This is a genomic window from Mesorhizobium sp. CA15 (genome assembly GCF_020165215.1).
Lineage (GTDB): Bacteria > Pseudomonadota > Alphaproteobacteria > Rhizobiales > Rhizobiaceae > Mesorhizobium.
In genome coordinates, this window is sequence record NZ_JAIUHQ010000030.1 from 14,361 (window position 1) to 32,782 (window position 18,422).

The window sequence follows — 18,422 nt, forward strand, 5'->3', positions numbered from 1 at the left end:
TCCATCACGAAGCCTGCTTGAGGCCGAGCAGACCGGGATAGCCCCGGTTCAGCACCGGCAGATGGTGGTTGCGGCGGGCCCGCACGACATCGAGCGTATGCTCGGTGAAGGTGAGCAGCGTCGCCACGACCTGCTGGTTGCCATAGGTGCGCTGGTAACCGAGCGGCGTCGCCAGGAAGTGCAGTTGCAGGGCGCGCAGCACCCACATCGGCTCGAACTCGATGATGACCTGGTTGACGTTGCGCTTCAGGCCCCATTCGACGAAGCCGGCGATCAGCTCGGTGCCGACTGTCGAGACGCCGCGTTTGCCGTCGCGAAAACCCGGAGCCACCGCGTAGCGGGTCAGTTCCCAGACATTCGGCCCCGAAGGGGACGGTCCTTCGCAGAGATCCGACAGAACATCCGTCAGAAGATGCGGCCGTGTGGTCGGCAGCATGCGCTGGTAACCCGCCAGTTCGCCGTTGCGGATGACGAGGTGGTGTTCGGCCTCGTCATGATCGAACTGGTCGATCTCGAGCTGGTCCGGACGGTCGAGATCGGTCCAACCCATCTCCTCGACGAAGATCTTGTAGCGCAAGCGATGGACCGCCTCCCAAAGGTCGGGGCGTTCCATCAGTTCCTGAGTGGTAAGGGCAAAGAGCATTAGCCGTCTCCTGGGCTTAAGAGGAAGATACGGCCGTGATGTCCCTTAAAATATTGCGCGAAGGCGCAGGCAAGAATTTCCAGGTCGGCACGGCCGACCTAGCTAATATAACCGCGCCTAATCGCCTCCGCGACCGCCTGTACCCGGTTGGCTGCCCCGAGTTTGCTCTTGGCGTTAAGAAGGTGTTTCTCGGAAGTGTGTTCCGAGATGCCGAGGATTTGCGAGATCTCCCATTCGGACTTGCCGACGGCGGCCCATTGCAGGCACTCCCGCTCACGCGCCGTCAATTCTATGTGATCGATGACGCTGTCGGCCTTGGTGTGCAGTTGCATGGCGCGGCCGATCGCATAGGTCGACGCGAGCGAGACCATTCCGAATTCCGCATCCGACAGTTCAACGGATTCGCCGCCCAGCGAGACCATCACGATCTGGCCGTCGAGCGTGACCAGCGGAAACGCCAGGCCGTCGCGCAGCTTGAACTCGCGGGCGTCGCCCATGACTTCGTCGCTGTTCTTGTCGATCAGGGCGTTCTTGGAAGCGTCCCGCCATTGGAACGGCGCCTGAAGCTGCTTCATGTGACTGACGACCGGGTCGTGATCGACATAATTGCGCGCCACATAGCGCTCCAGCCATTCGCCGGGCCAATCGCAAAGCATCACATGCTGTTTCTGCCGGCCGCGCGGCGTGCCCGGCTGCGGCACGGTTCCAGCCATTAGTGCGGTCAGGCCGAAGCTCGAGGTGATACCGAGCAGCCTCTCGCAGACCGCGGCCGCGGTGCCAGCATGCTGCAACTGGTCTATGTATTCCAGCGTTCTGTCGAACAGGCCCATCGCAACATCTACCCCATGTTGCTTCTGCTTTTTCATTACCGACGGTAGATGCCCGAACCCCCCTTCGTCATCAACCCCCGCGTCGCAATCTCCTCAGCAAAACCGGCAGTTCCCCCCTTCCGGCACGCAAGGTCACTTGCACACGTGCTAAAGCATACGCTCAATTTGGCGGCTTGAAATCAAAAACCGTTGTGCCTGCCCCCCTTTTCATACGAAAAGCCAAGAAAGCTGTCTGGGCGGAGCCTTATCGTGAAATTGCGGTGGATTTTTCTGGCCCTGATATCGGCACTGACCGGCGCGCTGCCCCTTGCCGGACCGACTCAGGCGGCGGAGCCGCAGGTGCCGGTGCTGTGGGACGCCAAGGAACGGCTGCCGAAGCCCGATCTTTCCGCGCTGCCGCGGCTCAGATTCCTCACCACCACCGATTTTCCGCCGTTCAACTTCCTCGACGGCGCCGGCCGCCTATCGGGTTTCCACATCGATCTGGCGCGGGCGATCTGCGCGGAACTGGGCGTCGCCGAAAAATGCCAGGTCCAGGCTTTGCCGTGGAACGAACTGGACGATGCTCTGCAGAAAGGCGAAGGCGAGGCGATCATCGCCGGCATCGCCGCGACGCCGGACAGCCGCGAGAAATACGCCTTCTCGCGCTCCTACATGCAATTCCCGGCGCGCTTCATCATGCCCAAGGCGAAGGCCTTCGGCGAGCCGATCCTCGACAAGCTGCGCAGCAAGCGGGTCGGCGTCGTCGCCGGCTCGGCGCATGAGAAAATGCTGCGGGACTACTTTAACACCGTGCAGGTGGTGACCTTCGACACACCGGAAGACCTCTATGCCGACCTCAAGGCCGGCAAGGTCGACGCCGCCTTCGGCGATGGCATGCGCTTTGCTTTCTGGCTGGGCGGCTCGGACGCCGCCGGCTGCTGCCGCTTCGCCGGCGGTCCGTATCTGGCGCCGGAATATCTGGGCTCGGGCATGGCGATCGCCACCCGCAAGAACGACACAGCGCTTGCCGCCGCCTTCGACTACGCGCTGCAGGAAATCTCGATCAAGGGCACCTTCGCCGAGTTTTACCTGCGCTATTTCCCGGTGAGTTTTTTCTAACCGGTTATTCAGCAATTCCGAACAGAAGGCGCGGCGAAGTCGCCGAGCCTAAGGCTCAGACTTTTCCTTGGATTGCTTCATGTCAGCGAGCGCAAGCGCGCCTTGGCCGCGCGGGCGATCGCGGCGACGGTCAGCGTGTCGAGGTCGAGCTTGAGGCGGATGAGCTGGAGGACGCGCACTTCCTCCATGCGCATTTCGAGATCGACGGCGGCAACCTCGAAAGCAGCCGCATAAGCGGTGTCGCGCAGCCGCTCCGGCAGCGCCTCGGCGACGCGCGCCAGCACGCCTTCCAGCCCGTCCTTCTCATGCAGCGCCTTCTGACACGCCTGCGCCACTGCAACCAGCCTGTCCTGGTTGAAGTCGACGAACACCGGCCAGGAGCGGACGACGTCGCCGATCCGCTGCAGCTCGACATCGGTCATGTCGCGATCGGAGGCCGATGTGATGACCATCAGGTGGATCAGGGCTTCGTGCGGCGTCAATGAAGGCATTCAAAACTCCTGAAGGCGGCGCGCATGTCATCTTTCCAAAACCGTGACACACGTTTGGATGACATGCACTGGATGATGGGCCCGAACGTAGGAGCGCTATCGCGGCGTCGCAAGGAAAAGCGCCGCAAATCGTTGACGCTCCAGCCTGTCACGCCTAGAGACCGGTCGACAAAACCTTATCCGCCGCGAAGACGGCCATGACTGGAACTTTGACATGACGGGATCAAACATCATCGATCTCACTCCCGAGATGCTTGCCGCGGCGGCCGAGAGCAAGGCCTGGCCGTTCGAGGAAGCGAAAAAAGTCATCGCCCGCTACAAGGGCAAGGACTTTCCCGAGACCGTCCTGTTCGAGACCGGCTATGGCCCGTCCGGCCTGCCGCATATCGGCACCTTCGGCGAGGTGGCGCGCACGACCATGGTGCGGCATGCCTTCCGGGTGCTAACGCAAGATAAGGTCAAGACCAAGCTTCTGTGCTTCTCCGACGACATGGACGGCATGCGCAAGATCCCGGAGAGCGTGCCGGACCGCGCCGCGCTTGAGCCCTATCTGCATATGCCGCTTACCTCGGTGCCCAATCCGTTCGGCGGCGACTATGCGAGCTTCGCCGACCACAATAATGCGATGCTGTGCCGCTTCCTCGACACGTTCGGCTTCGACTACGAATTCGCCAGCGCAACGCAGTACTACAAGGCCGGCCGTTTCGACGAGGTGCTGCGGCGCGCCGCCGAACGCTATGACGAGATCATGGGCGTGATGCTGCCGACGCTCGGGCCGGAGCGCCAGGCGACCTACAGCCCGTTTCTGCCGATCTCGCCGAAGAGCGGCCGCGTGCTCTACGTGCCGATGATAAATGTCGACGCCAAGGCCGGCACCATCACCTTCGACGACGAAGGCACCGAGACGACGCTGCCTGTCACCGGTGGCCGTGTGAAGCTGCAGTGGAAGCCGGATTTCGGCATGCGCTGGGCGGCGCTCGGCGTCGATTTCGAGATGTTCGGCAAGGACCACCAGACCAACGCGGCGATCTACGACCGCATCTGCAACATCCTCGGCGGACGCCCGCCGGAGCATTTCGTCTACGAGCTGTTCCTCGACGAGGAAGGCCAGAAGATTTCGAAGTCGAAGGGGAACGGCCTGACCATCGACGAATGGCTGACCTACGCGCCGACGGAGAGCCTCGGTCTCTATATGTACCAGCGGCCGCGGCAGGCGAAGAAGCTCTATTTCGACGTCATCCCGAAGGCGGTGGACGAATATTACGCATTCCTTGGCGCCTATCCGCGCCAGGACTGGAAGGAGCGGCTCGGCAATCCGGTCTGGCACATGCATGACGGCAGCCCGCCGGCCATCGACCTGCCGGTGCCCTTCGCGCTGCTGCTCAACCTGGTCAGCGCCTCCAATGCGCATGACAAGGCGGTGCTGTGGGGCTTCATCTCGCGGCATGCGCCGGGCGTGACGCCGAAGACGCATCCGGAGCTCGACCGCCTGACCGGCTACGCGATCCGCTATTTCGACGACTTCGTGAAGCCGACCAAGGTCTACCGCGCCGCCGACGAGGTGGAGCGCGAGGCGCTGGCCAAGCTCTCCGACGCGCTCGGCGCGCTGCCGCAGGGCGCCGACGGCGAGGCGATCCAGAACGCCGCGCTCAATGTCGCGCGTAAGATCGAGCGCTACCAGGATCATTCCAAGCAGAGCCCGGAAGGCGGACCCGGCGTGTCGGTCGCCTTCTTCCAGATGATCTACCAGGTGCTGATCGGCCAGGAACGCGGGCCGCGCTTCGGTTCCTTCGCGGCGCTTTACGGCATCGCCGAGACGCGCGCGCTCATTGAGCGGGCGCTGGCTGGTCAACTGGCGGCGTAACCGCGCCCCCATCAGCCGGCAGGATCGAATCCGGCGCGACCGGCGCCGGCCCTGACGCGGCCGGCAGCGCCGGTAGGCCGTCAAGCTTCGGCGCCGGGCCGAAAATACCTTTCCTTGCGGCGCGGGCCTTGTCCCCGGCCTCGACATAGGGACCGCCTTGCGCCGCGCGCGCCCAGCCATTCTCGACCAACCACTGGCCGATGTCCTGGTTGCCGATATGGCATTCGGCGGTAATGATGTCGCGGCCGCCGTCCGGCGGCACCGTGCAGGCGACCGCACGGCCACGCAGGAAGGCGCGGAAGGCTGTTCTGGCGCGGGTGCCGCAGGCCCAGCTCTTGCCCGCGTCGCTACAGGTTTCGTCGGCCTTGACGACGTCCACGCCGGACACGGCGACCGCGTAGCCCTTCGACTCGATGAGCCCGGCGGCGGTGGCGACCGGCTGGAACAATTTTGTGCCGTTCCAATCGCCTGGCATCTTCGTTTTGGGCGGCTTGGGCGGCCCGGCCAGCGCCAGATCACTGAGCGGCGCGCGCGGTTCCACCCGTTCGAGTTCCTGGTCAGACAGGTCCGGCGGCGCCACGACGTCGGGATCGATGGCCCTCGAATGAGCGGCAGGCTTCGTTGGGCGCGGAGCGGCCGGCGCGAGAATGGCCGAGGTCGCGGGCTCTCGCTCCGTATCGGAACCGGAAAGGGTATCGCCGCCGGTGGGAAGCGCATCGGCGATGGGATCGATCTGATCGACCGTGATGCCGCTTTCGTGGCCCTTGACCGTGCGTCCGCCGGCAAGAACGAGAGCCGCCATCACGGGGATTGCCAGAACCGCCAGGGCCGTTTGAAGAAGCCGCACCGGCCCGGGGCCCTACTGGCTCGCCCAGACGATGCGCGCCATCCATTCGATGTCGCGCGTCGGAATGTCACGGTCCGGATGGGCGGGGTTGAGCGAAACCAGCACGATCGATTTCACCGTTTGCCGGTCGAGCACCTTGGCCATCACCTCGCCAGCGGTGGTCTTGACGACGACACGGTCGCCCTTGCGCGTCGGCGCGCCCGGTTCGACGATCAGCACATCGCCATTGCGGTAGAGCGGCAGCATGGAATCGCCCTGCACCTGCAGCGCGTAGGACGTCTCGGTCGCCCGCGCCGGAAGCTCGACCAGATCCCAGCCCTGCCCTGCCGGATAGCCGGCATCGTCGAAGAAGCCTCCCGCGCCGGCCTGGGCGAAACCAAGCAACGGAACGGCGCTGCGCTGTTGGGCTATGGCGGCGCCGCCGCGCCCTTCGACCAGTCCAGTGAATTCCTCGAGCGACGCACCGGTGGCCTCGATGATCTTGGCCAGCGATTCGGTCGAGGGCCAGCGCGGCCGGCCGTCGGAAGACAGGCGCTTCGACTTGTTGAAGGCCGTCGAATCGAGGCCCGCGCGCCGGGCAAGACCGGAAGCCGATAGCGAATAGCGCTCGGCGAGAGCGTCAATGGCGGCCCATACGCGGTCGTGTGAGAGCACGCGCGCACTCCTTCAAACAGGAAAAAATGCCTCAAGCCTGTCTAGCGCGCGACCACACCATTGTCCACCGGTAGCGGTGGACCGGGATGGAAAGTGATACGCAGGCACGGATGTGCCTGGTTCCGCACACTAATCGAGCCGGCTTTCGTCGCCGACCCTGTAGGGGCCACGGCTGGACGCCGTGGCCATGGTGCGGGCCATTCGCCCCCAGACATACATCTTGGGTTGATCAGGCCGCCTCTCGGACCTCGCCCTTCCGGTAAGGGTCGAAGCGCTCGTAGAAGGTCTCGCCCTTCTCGGCCATGTCGAGCAGAAGCTTCGGCGCCTTGAACTCGGCGCCATACTTCTTCTGCAGCCCCTTGGCGATCTTGACGAAACGCTTGGCGCCGATGCCATCGATGTAGGACAGCGCGCCGCCGGTGAAGGGCGCGAAGCCGAAGGCAAGGATCGAGCCGACATCGGCCTCGCGCGGATCGGTGACGATGCCCTCTTCCATCACCCGCGCCGCTTCCAGCGCGATGGTGACCAGCAGGCGCTGCTTCAGCTCCTCATAGTCGACTTTTTCGGCCTTCAGTTGCGGATAGAGGTCCTTCAGGCCCGGCCACAGCTTCTTCTTGGCGGGCTTTGCCGGATAGTCGTAGAAACCCTTGCCGTTCTTGCGGCCGAAGCGGCCGTGCGTGTCGACCATGGTGTTGATCAGCGCCATCTGTCTGGGGTCGACAGCCTTCTCGCCCAGATCCCTGATGGTCTGCTTCATGATTTTCTGGGCAAGGTCGACGGCCGTCTCATCGGTCAGCGCCAGCGGGCCAACTGGCATGCCGGCAGCCTTGGCGGCGTTCTCGATCATCGGTGCAGGCACACCTTCGATCAGCATCTTATAGGCTTCCGACATGTAGCGCAGCACGCAGCGGTTGACGTAGAAGCCGCGCGTGTCGTTGACGACGATCGGCGTCTTCTTGATGGCGCGCACGAAGTCGAAGGCGACGGCCAACGCCTTGTCGCCCGTCTTCTTGCCGAGGATGATCTCGACCAGCATCATCTTGTCGACCGGCGAGAAGAAGTGGATGCCAATGAAGTTCTTCGGCCGCGCCGAATTCTTCGCCAGGGCGGTGATCGGTATGGTGGACGTGTTGGACGCGAAGATTGCCGACGATTTCAGCACCGCTTCGGCCTTCTCCGTGGCTTCCTTCTTGACGCTCGAATCCTCGAAGACCGCCTCGACGACCAGATCGCAGCCGGCAAGGTCGGCATAGTCCGCCGTCGGGGTGATCAACGACAGAAGCTTGTCCTTGTCCTCGGGTTTGGCGCGGCCCTTCTTGACCTGATCGGCCATCAGGCTGTCGGAATGCGCCTTGCCCTTCTCGGCCGACGGCAGATCGCGGTCGAGCAGCACCACGGGAATGCCGGCTCGTGCGGTGACATAGGCGATGCCGGCGCCCATGAAGCCGGCGCCGAGAATGCCGATCTTCTTGAATTTGGTCTCCGGCAGGCCGGCCGGCCGGCGCGCGCCCTTGTTCAGTTCCTGCAGCGAGACGAACAGCGAGCGGATCATCGCCGCCGCTTCCTTCGACTGCATGATTTCGGTGAAATAGCGCTGCTCGATCCTGAGCGCCGTGTCGAAGGGCACCAGCAGGCCTTCATAGACGCATTTCAGGATCGCGGCCGCGGCAGGATAATTGCCGTAGGTTTCGCGACGCAGGATGGCGATCGCCGGCGGCCAGAGATTGGCGCCGGCCGCCGAATAGATCGGACCGCCCGGCAGCTTGAAGCCCTTCTCGTCCCACGGCGCCACCGGCTTCAGGCCGTTCTTGATCATCGCCTTGGCGGCCTCGATGAGTTTCGAGGGCTCGGCGATCTCGTGGATCAGGCCCATCGCCTTTGCCTTCTGCGGCGACAGGTTCTGCCCGGTGGTCAGCATCTGTAGCGCCTGCTGCTGGTCGGTCAGCCGCGGCACGCGCTGGGTGCCGCCGGCACCGGGGAAGATGCCGATCTTCACCTCGGGCAGCGCCATCTTCACCTTGTCGGAATCGGCGGCGACGCGGCCGTGGCAGGCGAGCGACATCTCGAAGGCACCGCCCATGCAGGTGCCGTTGATCGCCGACACCCAAGGCTTGCCGCAGGTCTCGATCTTGCGGAAAAGACCGGTCATATAGCCGGCATTGTCGAACAGCGCCTTGGTCGCCTTCTCAAGGTCATTCTCCTTGTCGACGGCAAAGGTCGCCAGCATCTTCTGCAGCATGGTGATGTCGGCGCCGCCGGAGAAGCTGTCCTTGCCCGAGGTGATGACGACTCCCTTGATGGCGGCATCGGCGGTCACATGATCGACTATGGCGTTCAGCTCGCGCATCACCTCCTCGGTGAAGACGTTCATCGAGCGGTCCGGCATGTCCCAGGTGACCAGCGCAATGCCGTCGGCGTCCACGTCGAGGGTGAAATTGGTGTAGCTCATCTCTTCTCTCCCCGTCAGACGCGTTCGATAATGGTTGCGGTGCCCATGCCGGCGCCGATGCAGAGCGTGACCAGCGCGGTGTTGAGGTCGCGGCGCTCCAGCTCGTCCAGCACCGTGCCCAGGATCATGGCGCCGGTGGCGCCGAGCGGGTGGCCCATGGCGATCGCCCCGCCATTGACGTTGATCTGGTCGTGCGGGATGTCGAAGGCCTGCATGTAGCGCAGCACGACCGAGGCGAAGGCCTCGTTGAGCTCGAACAGGTCGATGTCCGTCTGCTTCATCTTGGCGCGCTTCAGGAGCTTCTCGGTGACGTCGACCGGACCGGTCAGCATCAGCACCGGTTCCGAGCCGATATTGGCGAAGGCGCGGATGCGCGCGCGCGGCTTCAGTCCCATCGCCTTGCCGGCCTTCTTGGAACCGAGCAGAACGGCGGCGGCGCCATCGACGATGCCCGAGGAATTGCCGGCATGGTGGACGTGGTTGACCTCCTCTACCTCGGGATGCTTCTGCACGGCGACCGCGTCGAAGCCGCCCATCTCGCCGGGCATGACGAAGGACGGGTTGAGCGAAGCCAGCGACTGCATGTCGGTCGTGGGCCGCATGTGCTCGTCATGATCGAGGATGGTGAGACCGTTCTGGTCCTTGATCGGGATCACCGAATTCTTGAAACGGCCCTCGCCCCAGGCCTTGGCCGCGCGCTTCTGGCTCTCGACCGCATAGGCGTCGACGTCGTCGCGGGAAAAATCGTATTTGGTGGCGATCAGGTCGGCCGAGATGCCCTGCGGCACGAACCAGCCGGGCAGGCCGACGGAAGGGTCCATGAACCAGGCGCCGCCCGACATGCCCATGCCGACGCGCGACATGGATTCGACGCCGCCGGCAATCACGATCTCATCCGCCCCTTGCGCGATCTTGGCGGCGCCAAAATTGATGGCGTCGAGACCCGAGGCGCAGAAGCGCGAGATCTGCATGCCGGGTGCCTTGGTGTCGTAGCCGGCCTCGAAGGCGGCGGCGCGCGGAATGACGGAGCCCGCCTCGCCGACCGGATCGACACAGCCGAAGATGATGTCGTCGACATTGCCGGTGTCGAGCCCGTTGCGGTCGCGCAGCGCCTCAAGCGTCCTTGCGGCGAGCCGCACCGCCGGCACCTCGTGCAGCGAGCCATCGTTCTTGCCCTTGCCACGCGGCGTGCGCACGGCGTCATAGACGTAAGCCTCAGTCATTTTCGTGCTCCTTGGCTTTGCCGGCCGCCGCGCTCACAGAGAGCGCCCGATCAGCAATTTCATGATTTCGTTGGTGCCGCCATAGATGCGCTGGACGCGGGCGTCGCGGTACATGCGGGCGATCGGATATTCATTCATGTAGCCATAGCCGCCATGCAGTTGAAGGCATTCGTCGACGACTTTGCCTTGCAGGTCGCTGAGCCAGTATTTGGCCATCGAGGCGGTGACCGGATCCAGGCCGCCGTCGATATGGCGGGCGACGCAATCATTGTAGAAGACGCGGCCGATCGTGGCCTCGGTCTTCAACTCGGCCAGTTTGAACTGGGTGTTCTGGAAATCGATGACGGCCTTGCCGAAGGCTTTGCGTTCCTTGACGTAGTCGATGGTCAGCGCCAGCGCCCGCTCGATCATGGCGATCGCCCCGGTGCCGATCTGCAGCCGCTCCTGCGGCAATTGCTGCATCAGCTGGACGAAGCCCTTGCCTTCCTCGTGGCCGAGCAGATTGGAGGTCGGCACGCGCACGTCATTGAAGAACAGCTCGGACGTGTCGTTCGACTTCAGCCCGATCTTATCGAGGTTGCGGCCGCGCTCGAAGCCCTCCACCTCATCGGTCTCGACGACGATCAGCGACGTGCCCTTGGCGCCCTTGTCCGGATCTGTCTTGGTGACGACGATGATCAGGTTGGCGAGCTGGCCATTGGTGATGAAGGTTTTCGAGCCGCTGATCTTGTAATGGTTGCCGTCCTTCTCGGCGCGGGTCTTGACGCCCTGCAGATCGGAACCGGCGCCGGGCTCCGTCATGGCGATGGCGCCGATCAGCTCGCCGGTCGCGAGCTTGGGTAACCATTTCTGTTTCTGCTCTTCGGAACCGTAATGCAGGATGTAGGGTGCTACGATCGAATTGTGCAGGCCGATGCCGAAGCCGTCGACGCCGACATGGCCGATCGCCTCGATGATGGCGCTCTCATGCGCGAAGGTGCCACCCGAGCCGCCGTATTGCTCCGGCATGGAAGCGCAGAGCAGGCCCGCCGCTCCCGCCTTCAGCCAGCTCTCGCGGTCGAACATCTCGTTCTTCTCGAACTCGTCGTAACGCGGCGCGATCTCCTCGGCCATGAAGCGCGATGCCATATCGTAGAGCATGCCGACCTCGTCCGCCGCCCAGGCGGGCTTTGGAAGACCAAGAATTTCGGCTGGATTTGTCGCCACGATTTCCTCCGCGTTCCGACACTTGTGGGCCGGCGGTGCCGGCCCGCCAAACCTAGAACGCTTCCGCCGGCAGCGCCATTAGCGTGTCCGCGCCACTCGCTATGCGGGCGAGACGCGCCGCCGTTTCCGGCATGACGCGCTCCATGAAGAAGCGCGCAGTCGTGAGCTTGGCGTCGTAGAACGCGCCAGCGCCGTTGGCGCCGTCCGCGAGCTTCGCCTCAGCGGATTTCGCCATCTGCGCCCACATGTAGCCCAGCGCCACCAGGCCGAAGAGATGCATGTAGTCGCTCGAGGCCGCACCGGCATTGTCGGGCTTGGCCATGGCGTTCTGCACCAGCCACATGGTGGCCGCCTGCAGGTCGTTGAGCCCCTTCTTCAGCGCCTTGGTGAAGGGCGCCATCTTCTCATCAGTGCGGTTTTCCTCGCAGAACTCGCCGACTTCCTTGAAGAAGGCCTGCACGGCGCGACCGCCATTCTGCGCCAGCTTGCGGCCGACGAGGTCGAGCGCCTGGATGCCGTTGGCGCCTTCATAGATCATGGCGATGCGGGCGTCGCGCACGAACTGGCTCATGCCGTGTTCTTCGATGTAGCCGTGGCCGCCGAACACCTGCTGCGCCATGACCGCGTGGTCGAAACCCTTGTCGGTGAGCACGCCCTTGACCACCGGGGTCATCAGGCCGGTGTAGTCGTCGGCCGCCTGGCGGTCCTTGTCGTCACCGGAGCGATGCGCGACGTCGGACTTGATCGCCGTCCACAGCGCCAGCGCGCGGCCGGCCTCGTTGAAGGCCTTCATGGTCATCAGCGAGCGGCGGATGTCGGGATGGACGATGATCGGGTCGGCCTTTTTGTCCGGCGCCTTGGCGCCCGACAGCGAGCGGCCCTGCAGGCGGTCCTTGGCGTAGGAGACGGCGTTCTGGTAGGCGATTTCGGCGACCGAAAGCCCCTGCAGGCCGACGCCGAGACGGGCCTCGTTCATCATCGTGAACATGGCCTTCAAGCCGCCGTTCAATTCGCCGAGCAGCGTGCCCTCCGCCTCGTCATAATTCATGACGCAGGTCGAGTTGCCGTGGATGCCCATCTTCTCCTCGATCGAGCCGCAGGAGACGGTGTTCCTCTCACCGGGATTGCCCGAGGCATCGAGCTTGAATTTCGGCACAATGAACAGCGAGATGCCCTTGACGCCTTCCGGCGCGCCTTCGGCGCGGGCAAGCACCAGGTGGACGATGTTGTCCGCCATGTCGTGCTCGCCGGCGGAGATGAAGATCTTCTGGCCGGAGATTCTGTAGCTGCCGTCGCCGTTGGGAATGGCCTTGGTGCGCAGCAGGCCAAGGTCGGTGCCGCAATGCGGCTCGGTCAGGTTCATGGTGCCGGTCCAGGTGCCCTCGATCAGCCTGGGCAGCCATGTCGCCTTCTGCTCGTCGGTGCCGTGGGTGACGATGGCCGCGATCGCGCCTTGCGTCAGGCCGGGATACATCATCAGCGCCATGTTGGCGGAAACCATATATTCGGAAACAGCCTGGTGCACCGTGTAGGGCAGGCCTTGGCCGCCGAACTCGACGGGTGCCGCAAGCCCCATCCAGCCGCCTTCGCGATACTGGTCGTAGGCGTCCTTGAAGCCCTTCGGCGTCGTTACCGAGCCGTCGTCATGGCGCACGCAGCCTTCCATGTCGCCGACGCGGTTCAGCGGATGCATGACGTTTTCGGCCAGCTTGGCACCCTCGGCGAGGATCGCCTCGAGCACGTCGGGCGTCGCATCCGAGAAGCCCGGAAGATTGGAATAGCGCTGATAGCCAAGCACATCGTTGAGCACGAACAGCGTGTCCTGGATCGGCGCCCTGTAGATCGTCATGCCTTCCTCCGCCCTTACGGTCCCGGCCCGACCAGCAAGTCGCCTGTCCACATCCTGGACAGGAGGCCGGGCAAATGTCGATGCTGCGATAGCAAATATTGACGTTTGCGTAAACGTCAACTTCGTCGCAGTCAAAAATTTTGTGAGTGGTCAGGCATCCTGGCGACAAAAAAGCCGCGCGGCTATGGCCACGCGGCTTTCAGTTTTGGATTGTCGCCGTTGAACGCGTGCGTTCACCCGGCGGCGCTGGCCTGCGGCGCCGCGGTGCGCTCGACGAGCATCTGGCGCACGACGGACATCGAGTTGCTCAACTCGCCGATGGCGTCGTCGATCAGCGCGCGCTGCTTCTGCAGGCGGGCGAGTTGCTTCTCCGACTTGTCGAGGGCCAGCCGCAACTGCCTGGTGTTGGTGCCGGTCGGATCGTAGAGATCCATCATCTGCTTGACATCGCGCAGCGAGAACCCGACCTTGCGGCCGAGCAGGATCAGCTTCAGGCGAGCCTTGTCGCGGCGCGTATAGAGACGGGTCGAGCCGTCGCGATGCGGATTGAGCAGGCCCTTGTCTTCATAGAAACGCAGCGTGCGCAGCGTCACACCGTATTTCTTGGCCATCTCGCCGATGCGGACGAATTCCTCGCCGGCTTCGACCGGGATCTCATTGGTATTGGCCGCGGCTTCGCCGGGCGAAACAAGTTTCATGGTCACTGGCTTTCCCCTGGCGGCGTCGCGGTCGCGGACCAAGCGTCGCCTGAGTGGAAGCGGGGGCGTGCTTCCAATCGTGGTTGCAACAAAACAATCGCAAGAGGCACGGTTCGCACCTTTTACGTTTACGTCAATCCTATATCGACAGCCGCAAGGTGACGCAAGGGCGTTGTCAAAACGGAGCTTTATGCCGCACCAGTCAGGCGGCTCACGATTGTGCGCGGCTTCTTAAGCTTGGTTAACGCCTTGTTTACCACGTTGGGCGAAATGTGCGCATGTCGGTCACCCGTGTTTATCCTGTAGAGAATTTTTCACGGTTTTCGAAGCGTGGGTGAAAACCCGGGAAGCCCGTCTTCCTCCGCAGCAAAACCGCTCGGCTCGCTTCGTTTCCGACAGGCTAATGGGAGACCGGCCTCCGGCCGGCCATTCTGAACACGGGCGCATCGATGAACAGCAAGCGGTCCTATCTCGATACACTCAATGCCGGCAGGCAACGCCGGCCGCACGCCTCGCTCGAAGAACTGAACCGCTCGCTCGAAACCCTGGAGCAGCGGCTGGACCGCACGCGCGCCGACATGCCCGATCGCCCCGACCTGCGGCGGCCGCCAGTCGAGCCGCGTTATCCAAGCACGCAGCCTTACGGCCAGCCGCGCTGGTACGAAGACACCTATGCCGCGCAAAGACCCCTGGACCGGCCGCAGCAGAACCCGGCGGCGCAGAATCCTGGCTCACAGTATCAGCGGCCGCAACCGCGCGCGCCGCAAAATCCGGCGCCCGCCGCGCCCGCCTTCGACCAGGGCTATCAGGCGATCGCGCGTGACATCGACCGGGTGCGCGGCCAGGAAGACAGCGTCGCCATGGTCGGCAAGATCGCCGTCGAATTGCGCGGGCTGCGCGAGGAATTGCGCCACCAGATGACCGCCGGCCTGCAGCGCGAATTCGAGGCGTTTCGCCAGGACATCGACCGCGCTATGCAGCGCGGCGCCAACGGCCTGCCGGATAAGAGCAGCGCCGAGCTCGGCCTCGAATTCGAGCGGCTTTCGGGCGCCATCCAGACACTGGCCGAAAAGAGCGACGACCGCAGCGTCAACCTGCTGCGGCTGGAGCTGGAACAGGTGAAGGGCGCGCTGGACACGCTGGCACGCGAGGAAAGCGTGCAGAAGGTCGACCGTCGCTGGGACGATTTCGACCGTCGCTGGAGCGCCTTCGAAGACCGCGTCGACGCCGACCAGCGCAAGCGCGCGGAAGGCCCGAGCCTGTCGGTGCTGACCGACCGGCTCGAACAGATCAGCAGCGCCGTCAACAACCTGCCGGAATCGCTTTCGCTGCGCTCGCTGGAGGAAAAGGTGCGCACGCTTGCCGGCGCGGTCGACCGTTTCGCGGGCCAGCAGACCATGCGCGGCGGCGAGACGCTGGCCATGATCGACGAGCGGCTGGACGAGATTTCCCGCGCTATCGTCGCCTCGACGGTGGCCGCGCAGGCCAATGCCTTCGACCCCGAAACCTTCGGCCGGATCGAGAAGCGCATGGCCTCCCTGGCGGCGCAGATCGAAGAGGTTGCGCAGTCCCGGCCCGGTGCGGAAGTCATCGATCACCTCAACCTTCTCAGCAGCCGTGTGGACCAGTTGGCCGGCAGGGCGGACCTGCCCGAGCAGGCCATGGAGCGGCTCGGCAAGCAGATCGCCTTGATCACCGACAAGATGGACCGCGCGCAGGCCATGCCCGACGCCGATCATATCTTCCAAGGCCTGGAACAGCGCTTCGAGGCGCTGTCCATGCTAATCGAGCGCCGCCAGGGCGATGCGATGGAACAGGGCAATATCCTGTTTCGCGATCTCGAGCGTCGGCTGGACGAGGTCGCGGACAGGCTCGATCAGCGCATGCGCCAGGACGAGAGCGCCGGCATCATGGAAGCGATCGACGCCCGCTTCACCGCTTTGGCCAAACGTATCGAGACGCGCGCGACCGATCCCGCCAACGAGATGGCGATCCGTGGGCTGGAAAGCCGGCTCGAGGACATTTCCAGCCGGTTGGAATCGTCGGCGCAGCAGGTCGCCGGAATCGATCCGGCGCTGATCCGCAGCCTGGAAGCGCAGGTCGCCGGCCTGTCGGCGCATCTCTCCAAGCCCGGCACGCCACTGCCCGAATTCGAGGACATCAGCCCGCGTCTCAACGAGATCGAGAAGTCGCTGGCCGGCACGCGCGACTCGATCCTGAGCGTGGCGCGCGAGGCGGCCGAGAGCGCCGTCAAATCGCTTGCCGAGTCGACGTCCAGCACGGCGCAGGCCAACGCGACCGCGGTGGCCGGCCTCGCCCAGGACCTGAAGACGCTCGAAGCGCTCACCCGTCGCTCCGACGAGCGCAATTCGCGCACCTTCGAGGCGATCCACGACACGCTGCTCAAGATCGTCGACCGGCTCGGCTCGCTCGAAGCGGGCGAGACCAGCGAAGCGGTCAGCGAACTGGTGGATCCGCAGCCGGCCGGTAAGCGCGGCGGCCGCGGCGGTAAGATCGCGGTGCAGGACGCGCCTTCGATGGATATCGACCAGCCGCTGCCGCTCACGGGGGACATGGCCGGTCTCGAAGGCCGTGCGGCTGCGATCATGCGCGATGAGCCAGACGCGCCGCGCACGCCTGCCGAGGCCGCGGCGGCAGCAGCCATGGCGGCCCTCGGGCCGGATGCGATCGGCGACAAGAGCGAGACGGCCGGCCGCAGGAGATCGATGTTCAGCGGCCTGGCGCGCGCGTTCAAGGGCAAGAAAGATGCGGACACGCAGCCGCTTGCCGGCTCTGCGCCGGTCGGTGACGTGCCGAGCGTCGACATCGACGAGCCGCTCGACCCCAAGGCCGCCAACCGGCCGTTGGAGCCCGGTTCCGGCGCGCCGGACCTCAACGCCATCATGAAGCGCGTGCGCGACGAGCGCGGCGGCCAGCCGGTCAAGCGCAACGAGAGCGATGCCGCCAAGTCCGATTTCATCGCCGCGGCCCGCCGCGCGGCCCAGGCCGCAGCCGCGGAAGCCGACACGCTGAAGCGGCAATCGACCCTGACCGGCCCGGTGAAGGCGCTGAGGATAGGCGACCTGCTCAAGGCGCGGCGCAAGCCGATCCTGATGGCGGCGGCCGCGATCATGATGGCGCTGGCCGGCCTGCAGTTGGGCAAGGCCTTTTTGTCAGATCCGGTCGAGACGGCCAACAACCAGCCCGCACCGGTCGTCTCTCCGCAGACGGTCGACACGGAAACAGCACAGGACGAAAGCGGCCCGGCCCGGCCCGTCAGGCAGGCCGAGCCCGTCAAGGACGCGGCACTCGCCGCTTCTACGTCTTCCAGTCCCGAAAATGCCGCAGCCATGCCCGCCGAACCGGCGCCCGCGCCAGTGGCGCTTGCTGCGCCTGCCGCGCCGGTGCCGGCTCCCATGGCTTCGGCAACGCCGCCCGAACCCGCCGCCGCAGCCGTCTCCGCGGCGGATACGGATGGCGACACGCAGCCGATGGCCAAGGACCCCATGACGGCCAGTCCGGAAGCCGAGGGCGCCGCCGCCAGCACACCGACGGCCACTTCCGTCGACACGACAGGCGCCGTGCCGCCGGCCGGGAGCCAGGCAGCCGCGGCCAAATTCGATATCCCTTCCGAAATCGGTCCGGTGGCGCTGCACGACGCGGCCGCCGGCGGCGACGCCAAGGCGCTGTTCGAGATCGGCTCGCGCTATGCGGAATCGCGCGGCGTGAAGGAAGACATGAAGGCGGCCGCCAAATGGTACGAGCAGTCGGCCGAGCTCGGCTTCGCGCCGGCCGAATACCGCATCGGCAATTTCTACGAAAAAGGCATCGGCGTCGCGCGCGACATCAAGAAGGCCAAGACCTACTACCAGCTCGCCGCCGAACAGGGCAATGCCAGCGCCATGCACAATCTGGCGGTGCTGTTCGCCATGGCGGCGGACGGCGTGACCGACAATGAATCGGCGACGCACTGGTTCCAGGAAGCCGCCGACCTCGGCGTCAAAGACAGCCAGTTCAACCTCGGCATCCTGGCCGCCAAGGGCGTCGGCATGAAACAGAACCTGGAGGAATCCTACAAGTGGTTCGCGCTCGTCGCCAAGACCGGCGACAAGGACGCTGCGGCCAAGCGCGACGAGATCGCCAATGCGCTCAGGCCCGAACAGCTCGAGCGGGCGCGCGCCGCCACGGAATTGTGGAAGGCCAAGCCGCTCAACGCGGCCGCCAACTCGGCCGACGTTCCGGAGTCCTGGCAGGACAGCACTCCGCAGACGACCGCCGGCATCGATATGAAGAAGGCGGTGAAGAACATCCAGCTGATCCTCAACAAGAACGGCTATGATGCCGGCGGCGCCGACGGCGTGATGGGCGGCAAGACCAAGACCGCCATCATGGCCTTCCAGACCGACAACAAGATGAAGCCGACGGGCGAGATCGACGCGCCGCTCGTCAAGGCGCTCTTGGCGCACAAATAACGGCGGACGCGTCGCATATGCGACGCCCTGCCACACATTTGCCTGTTAACTGATTGAGATGGTTTTTGTTTCGGCGCGGCGGCGGGATCAAGCCC

At 64.6% G+C, this 18,422-nt stretch carries 13 protein-coding genes; 3 read left to right on the forward strand and 10 right to left on the reverse strand.

Translation table 11 applies throughout. The features are described 5' to 3' along the window. Window positions 1–4: 4 nt before the first annotated feature. Entirely contained in the window at window positions 5–643 is a 639-nt protein-coding gene (locus LB515_RS27315) for an acyl-homoserine-lactone synthase (protein ID WP_095765902.1), read from the reverse strand. Window positions 644–741: 98 nt separating this feature from the next. Further along, on the reverse strand, window positions 742–1,473 hold the full coding sequence (locus tag LB515_RS27320; RefSeq protein WP_095765903.1) for a LuxR family transcriptional regulator: 732 nt from the start codon (window positions 1,471–1,473) through the stop codon (window positions 742–744). A 249-nt stretch (window positions 1,474–1,722) separates the two neighbouring features. Between LB515_RS27320 and LB515_RS27325 the strand changes: the two genes are divergently transcribed. Next, complete coding sequence (locus LB515_RS27325; RefSeq protein ID WP_411966455.1) at window positions 1,723–2,574, forward strand: transporter substrate-binding domain-containing protein; 852 nt, start codon at window positions 1,723–1,725, stop codon at window positions 2,572–2,574. Window positions 2,575–2,651: 77 nt separating this feature from the next. Here the strand turns inward: LB515_RS27325 and LB515_RS27330 are convergent, their stop codons facing one another. Then, a complete protein-coding gene (locus LB515_RS27330) occupies window positions 2,652–3,065 on the reverse strand; it encodes a tellurite resistance TerB family protein (RefSeq protein ID WP_140845694.1) in 414 nt (137 codons plus the stop codon). A 214-nt stretch (window positions 3,066–3,279) separates the two neighbouring features. Here LB515_RS27330 and LB515_RS27335 point away from each other — a divergent pair, with 214 nt between their 5' ends. Beyond that, window positions 3,280–4,929, forward strand: a complete 1,650-nt coding sequence (locus LB515_RS27335) for a lysine--tRNA ligase (protein WP_224709563.1) — start codon at window positions 3,280–3,282, stop codon at window positions 4,927–4,929. Here the strand turns inward: LB515_RS27335 and LB515_RS27340 are convergent. From LB515_RS27340 to LB515_RS27370, 7 genes are all read right to left on the reverse strand, one after another. Then, window positions 4,892–5,776 (reverse strand): thermonuclease family protein, encoded by an 885-nt coding sequence (locus tag LB515_RS27340; protein WP_411969172.1) that lies wholly within the window; start codon window positions 5,774–5,776, stop codon window positions 4,892–4,894. The two genes, LB515_RS27335 and LB515_RS27340, sit on opposite strands and share 38 nt — an antisense overlap. Before the next feature lie 12 nt (window positions 5,777–5,788). Further along, entirely contained in the window at window positions 5,789–6,430 is a 642-nt protein-coding gene (locus LB515_RS27345; protein ID WP_140845691.1) for a helix-turn-helix transcriptional regulator, read from the reverse strand. A gap of 229 nt (window positions 6,431–6,659) precedes the next feature. Beyond that, window positions 6,660–8,879 (reverse strand): 3-hydroxyacyl-CoA dehydrogenase NAD-binding domain-containing protein, encoded by a 2,220-nt coding sequence (locus LB515_RS27350; RefSeq protein ID WP_224709565.1) that lies wholly within the window; start codon window positions 8,877–8,879, stop codon window positions 6,660–6,662. 14 nt (window positions 8,880–8,893) lie between these two features. After that, window positions 8,894–10,102: an acetyl-CoA C-acetyltransferase gene (locus tag LB515_RS27355; protein WP_224709566.1), complete on the reverse strand. Its 1,209-nt coding sequence runs from the start codon at window positions 10,100–10,102 to the stop codon at window positions 8,894–8,896. Between the two features lie 33 nt (window positions 10,103–10,135). Continuing rightward, window positions 10,136–11,308, reverse strand: a complete 1,173-nt coding sequence (locus LB515_RS27360) for an acyl-CoA dehydrogenase family protein (protein WP_095765911.1) — start codon at window positions 11,306–11,308, stop codon at window positions 10,136–10,138. Between the two features lie 52 nt (window positions 11,309–11,360). Then, entirely contained in the window at window positions 11,361–13,157 is a 1,797-nt protein-coding gene (locus tag LB515_RS27365) for an acyl-CoA dehydrogenase (protein WP_224709567.1), read from the reverse strand. A 233-nt stretch (window positions 13,158–13,390) separates the two neighbouring features. After that, window positions 13,391–13,855, reverse strand: a complete 465-nt coding sequence (locus tag LB515_RS27370; RefSeq protein ID WP_095766190.1) for a MerR family transcriptional regulator — start codon at window positions 13,853–13,855, stop codon at window positions 13,391–13,393. Window positions 13,856–14,304: 449 nt separating this feature from the next. On the opposite strand from LB515_RS27370, the gene LB515_RS27375 reads away from it, so the two are divergent. Continuing rightward, the gene (locus LB515_RS27375) at window positions 14,305–18,327 is read left to right on the forward strand and encodes an SEL1-like repeat protein (protein ID WP_224709568.1); all 4,023 of its coding nucleotides are present in this window, start codon (window positions 14,305–14,307) and stop codon (window positions 18,325–18,327) included. Window positions 18,328–18,422: the final 95 nt, after the last annotated feature.

Coding starts and splice junctions, on each gene's coding strand:
- LB515_RS27355 (WP_224709566.1), bottom strand. CDS start 10,102: ATGACTGAGGCTTACGTCTATGACGCCGTGCGCACGCCGCGTGGCAAG.
- LB515_RS27375 (WP_224709568.1), top strand. CDS start 14,305: ATGAACAGCAAGCGGTCCTATCTCGATACACTCAATGCCGGCAGGCAA.
- LB515_RS27330 (WP_140845694.1), bottom strand. CDS start 3,065: ATGCCTTCATTGACGCCGCACGAAGCCCTGATCCACCTGATGGTCATC.
- LB515_RS27320 (WP_095765903.1), bottom strand. CDS start 1,473: ATGGGCCTGTTCGACAGAACGCTGGAATACATAGACCAGTTGCAGCAT.
- LB515_RS27350 (WP_224709565.1), bottom strand. CDS start 8,879: ATGAGCTACACCAATTTCACCCTCGACGTGGACGCCGACGGCATTGCG.
- LB515_RS27335 (WP_224709563.1), top strand. CDS start 3,280: ATGACGGGATCAAACATCATCGATCTCACTCCCGAGATGCTTGCCGCG.
- LB515_RS27370 (WP_095766190.1), bottom strand. CDS start 13,855: ATGAAACTTGTTTCGCCCGGCGAAGCCGCGGCCAATACCAATGAGATC.
- LB515_RS27365 (WP_224709567.1), bottom strand. CDS start 13,157: ATGACGATCTACAGGGCGCCGATCCAGGACACGCTGTTCGTGCTCAAC.
- LB515_RS27315 (WP_095765902.1), bottom strand. CDS start 643: ATGCTCTTTGCCCTTACCACTCAGGAACTGATGGAACGCCCCGACCTT.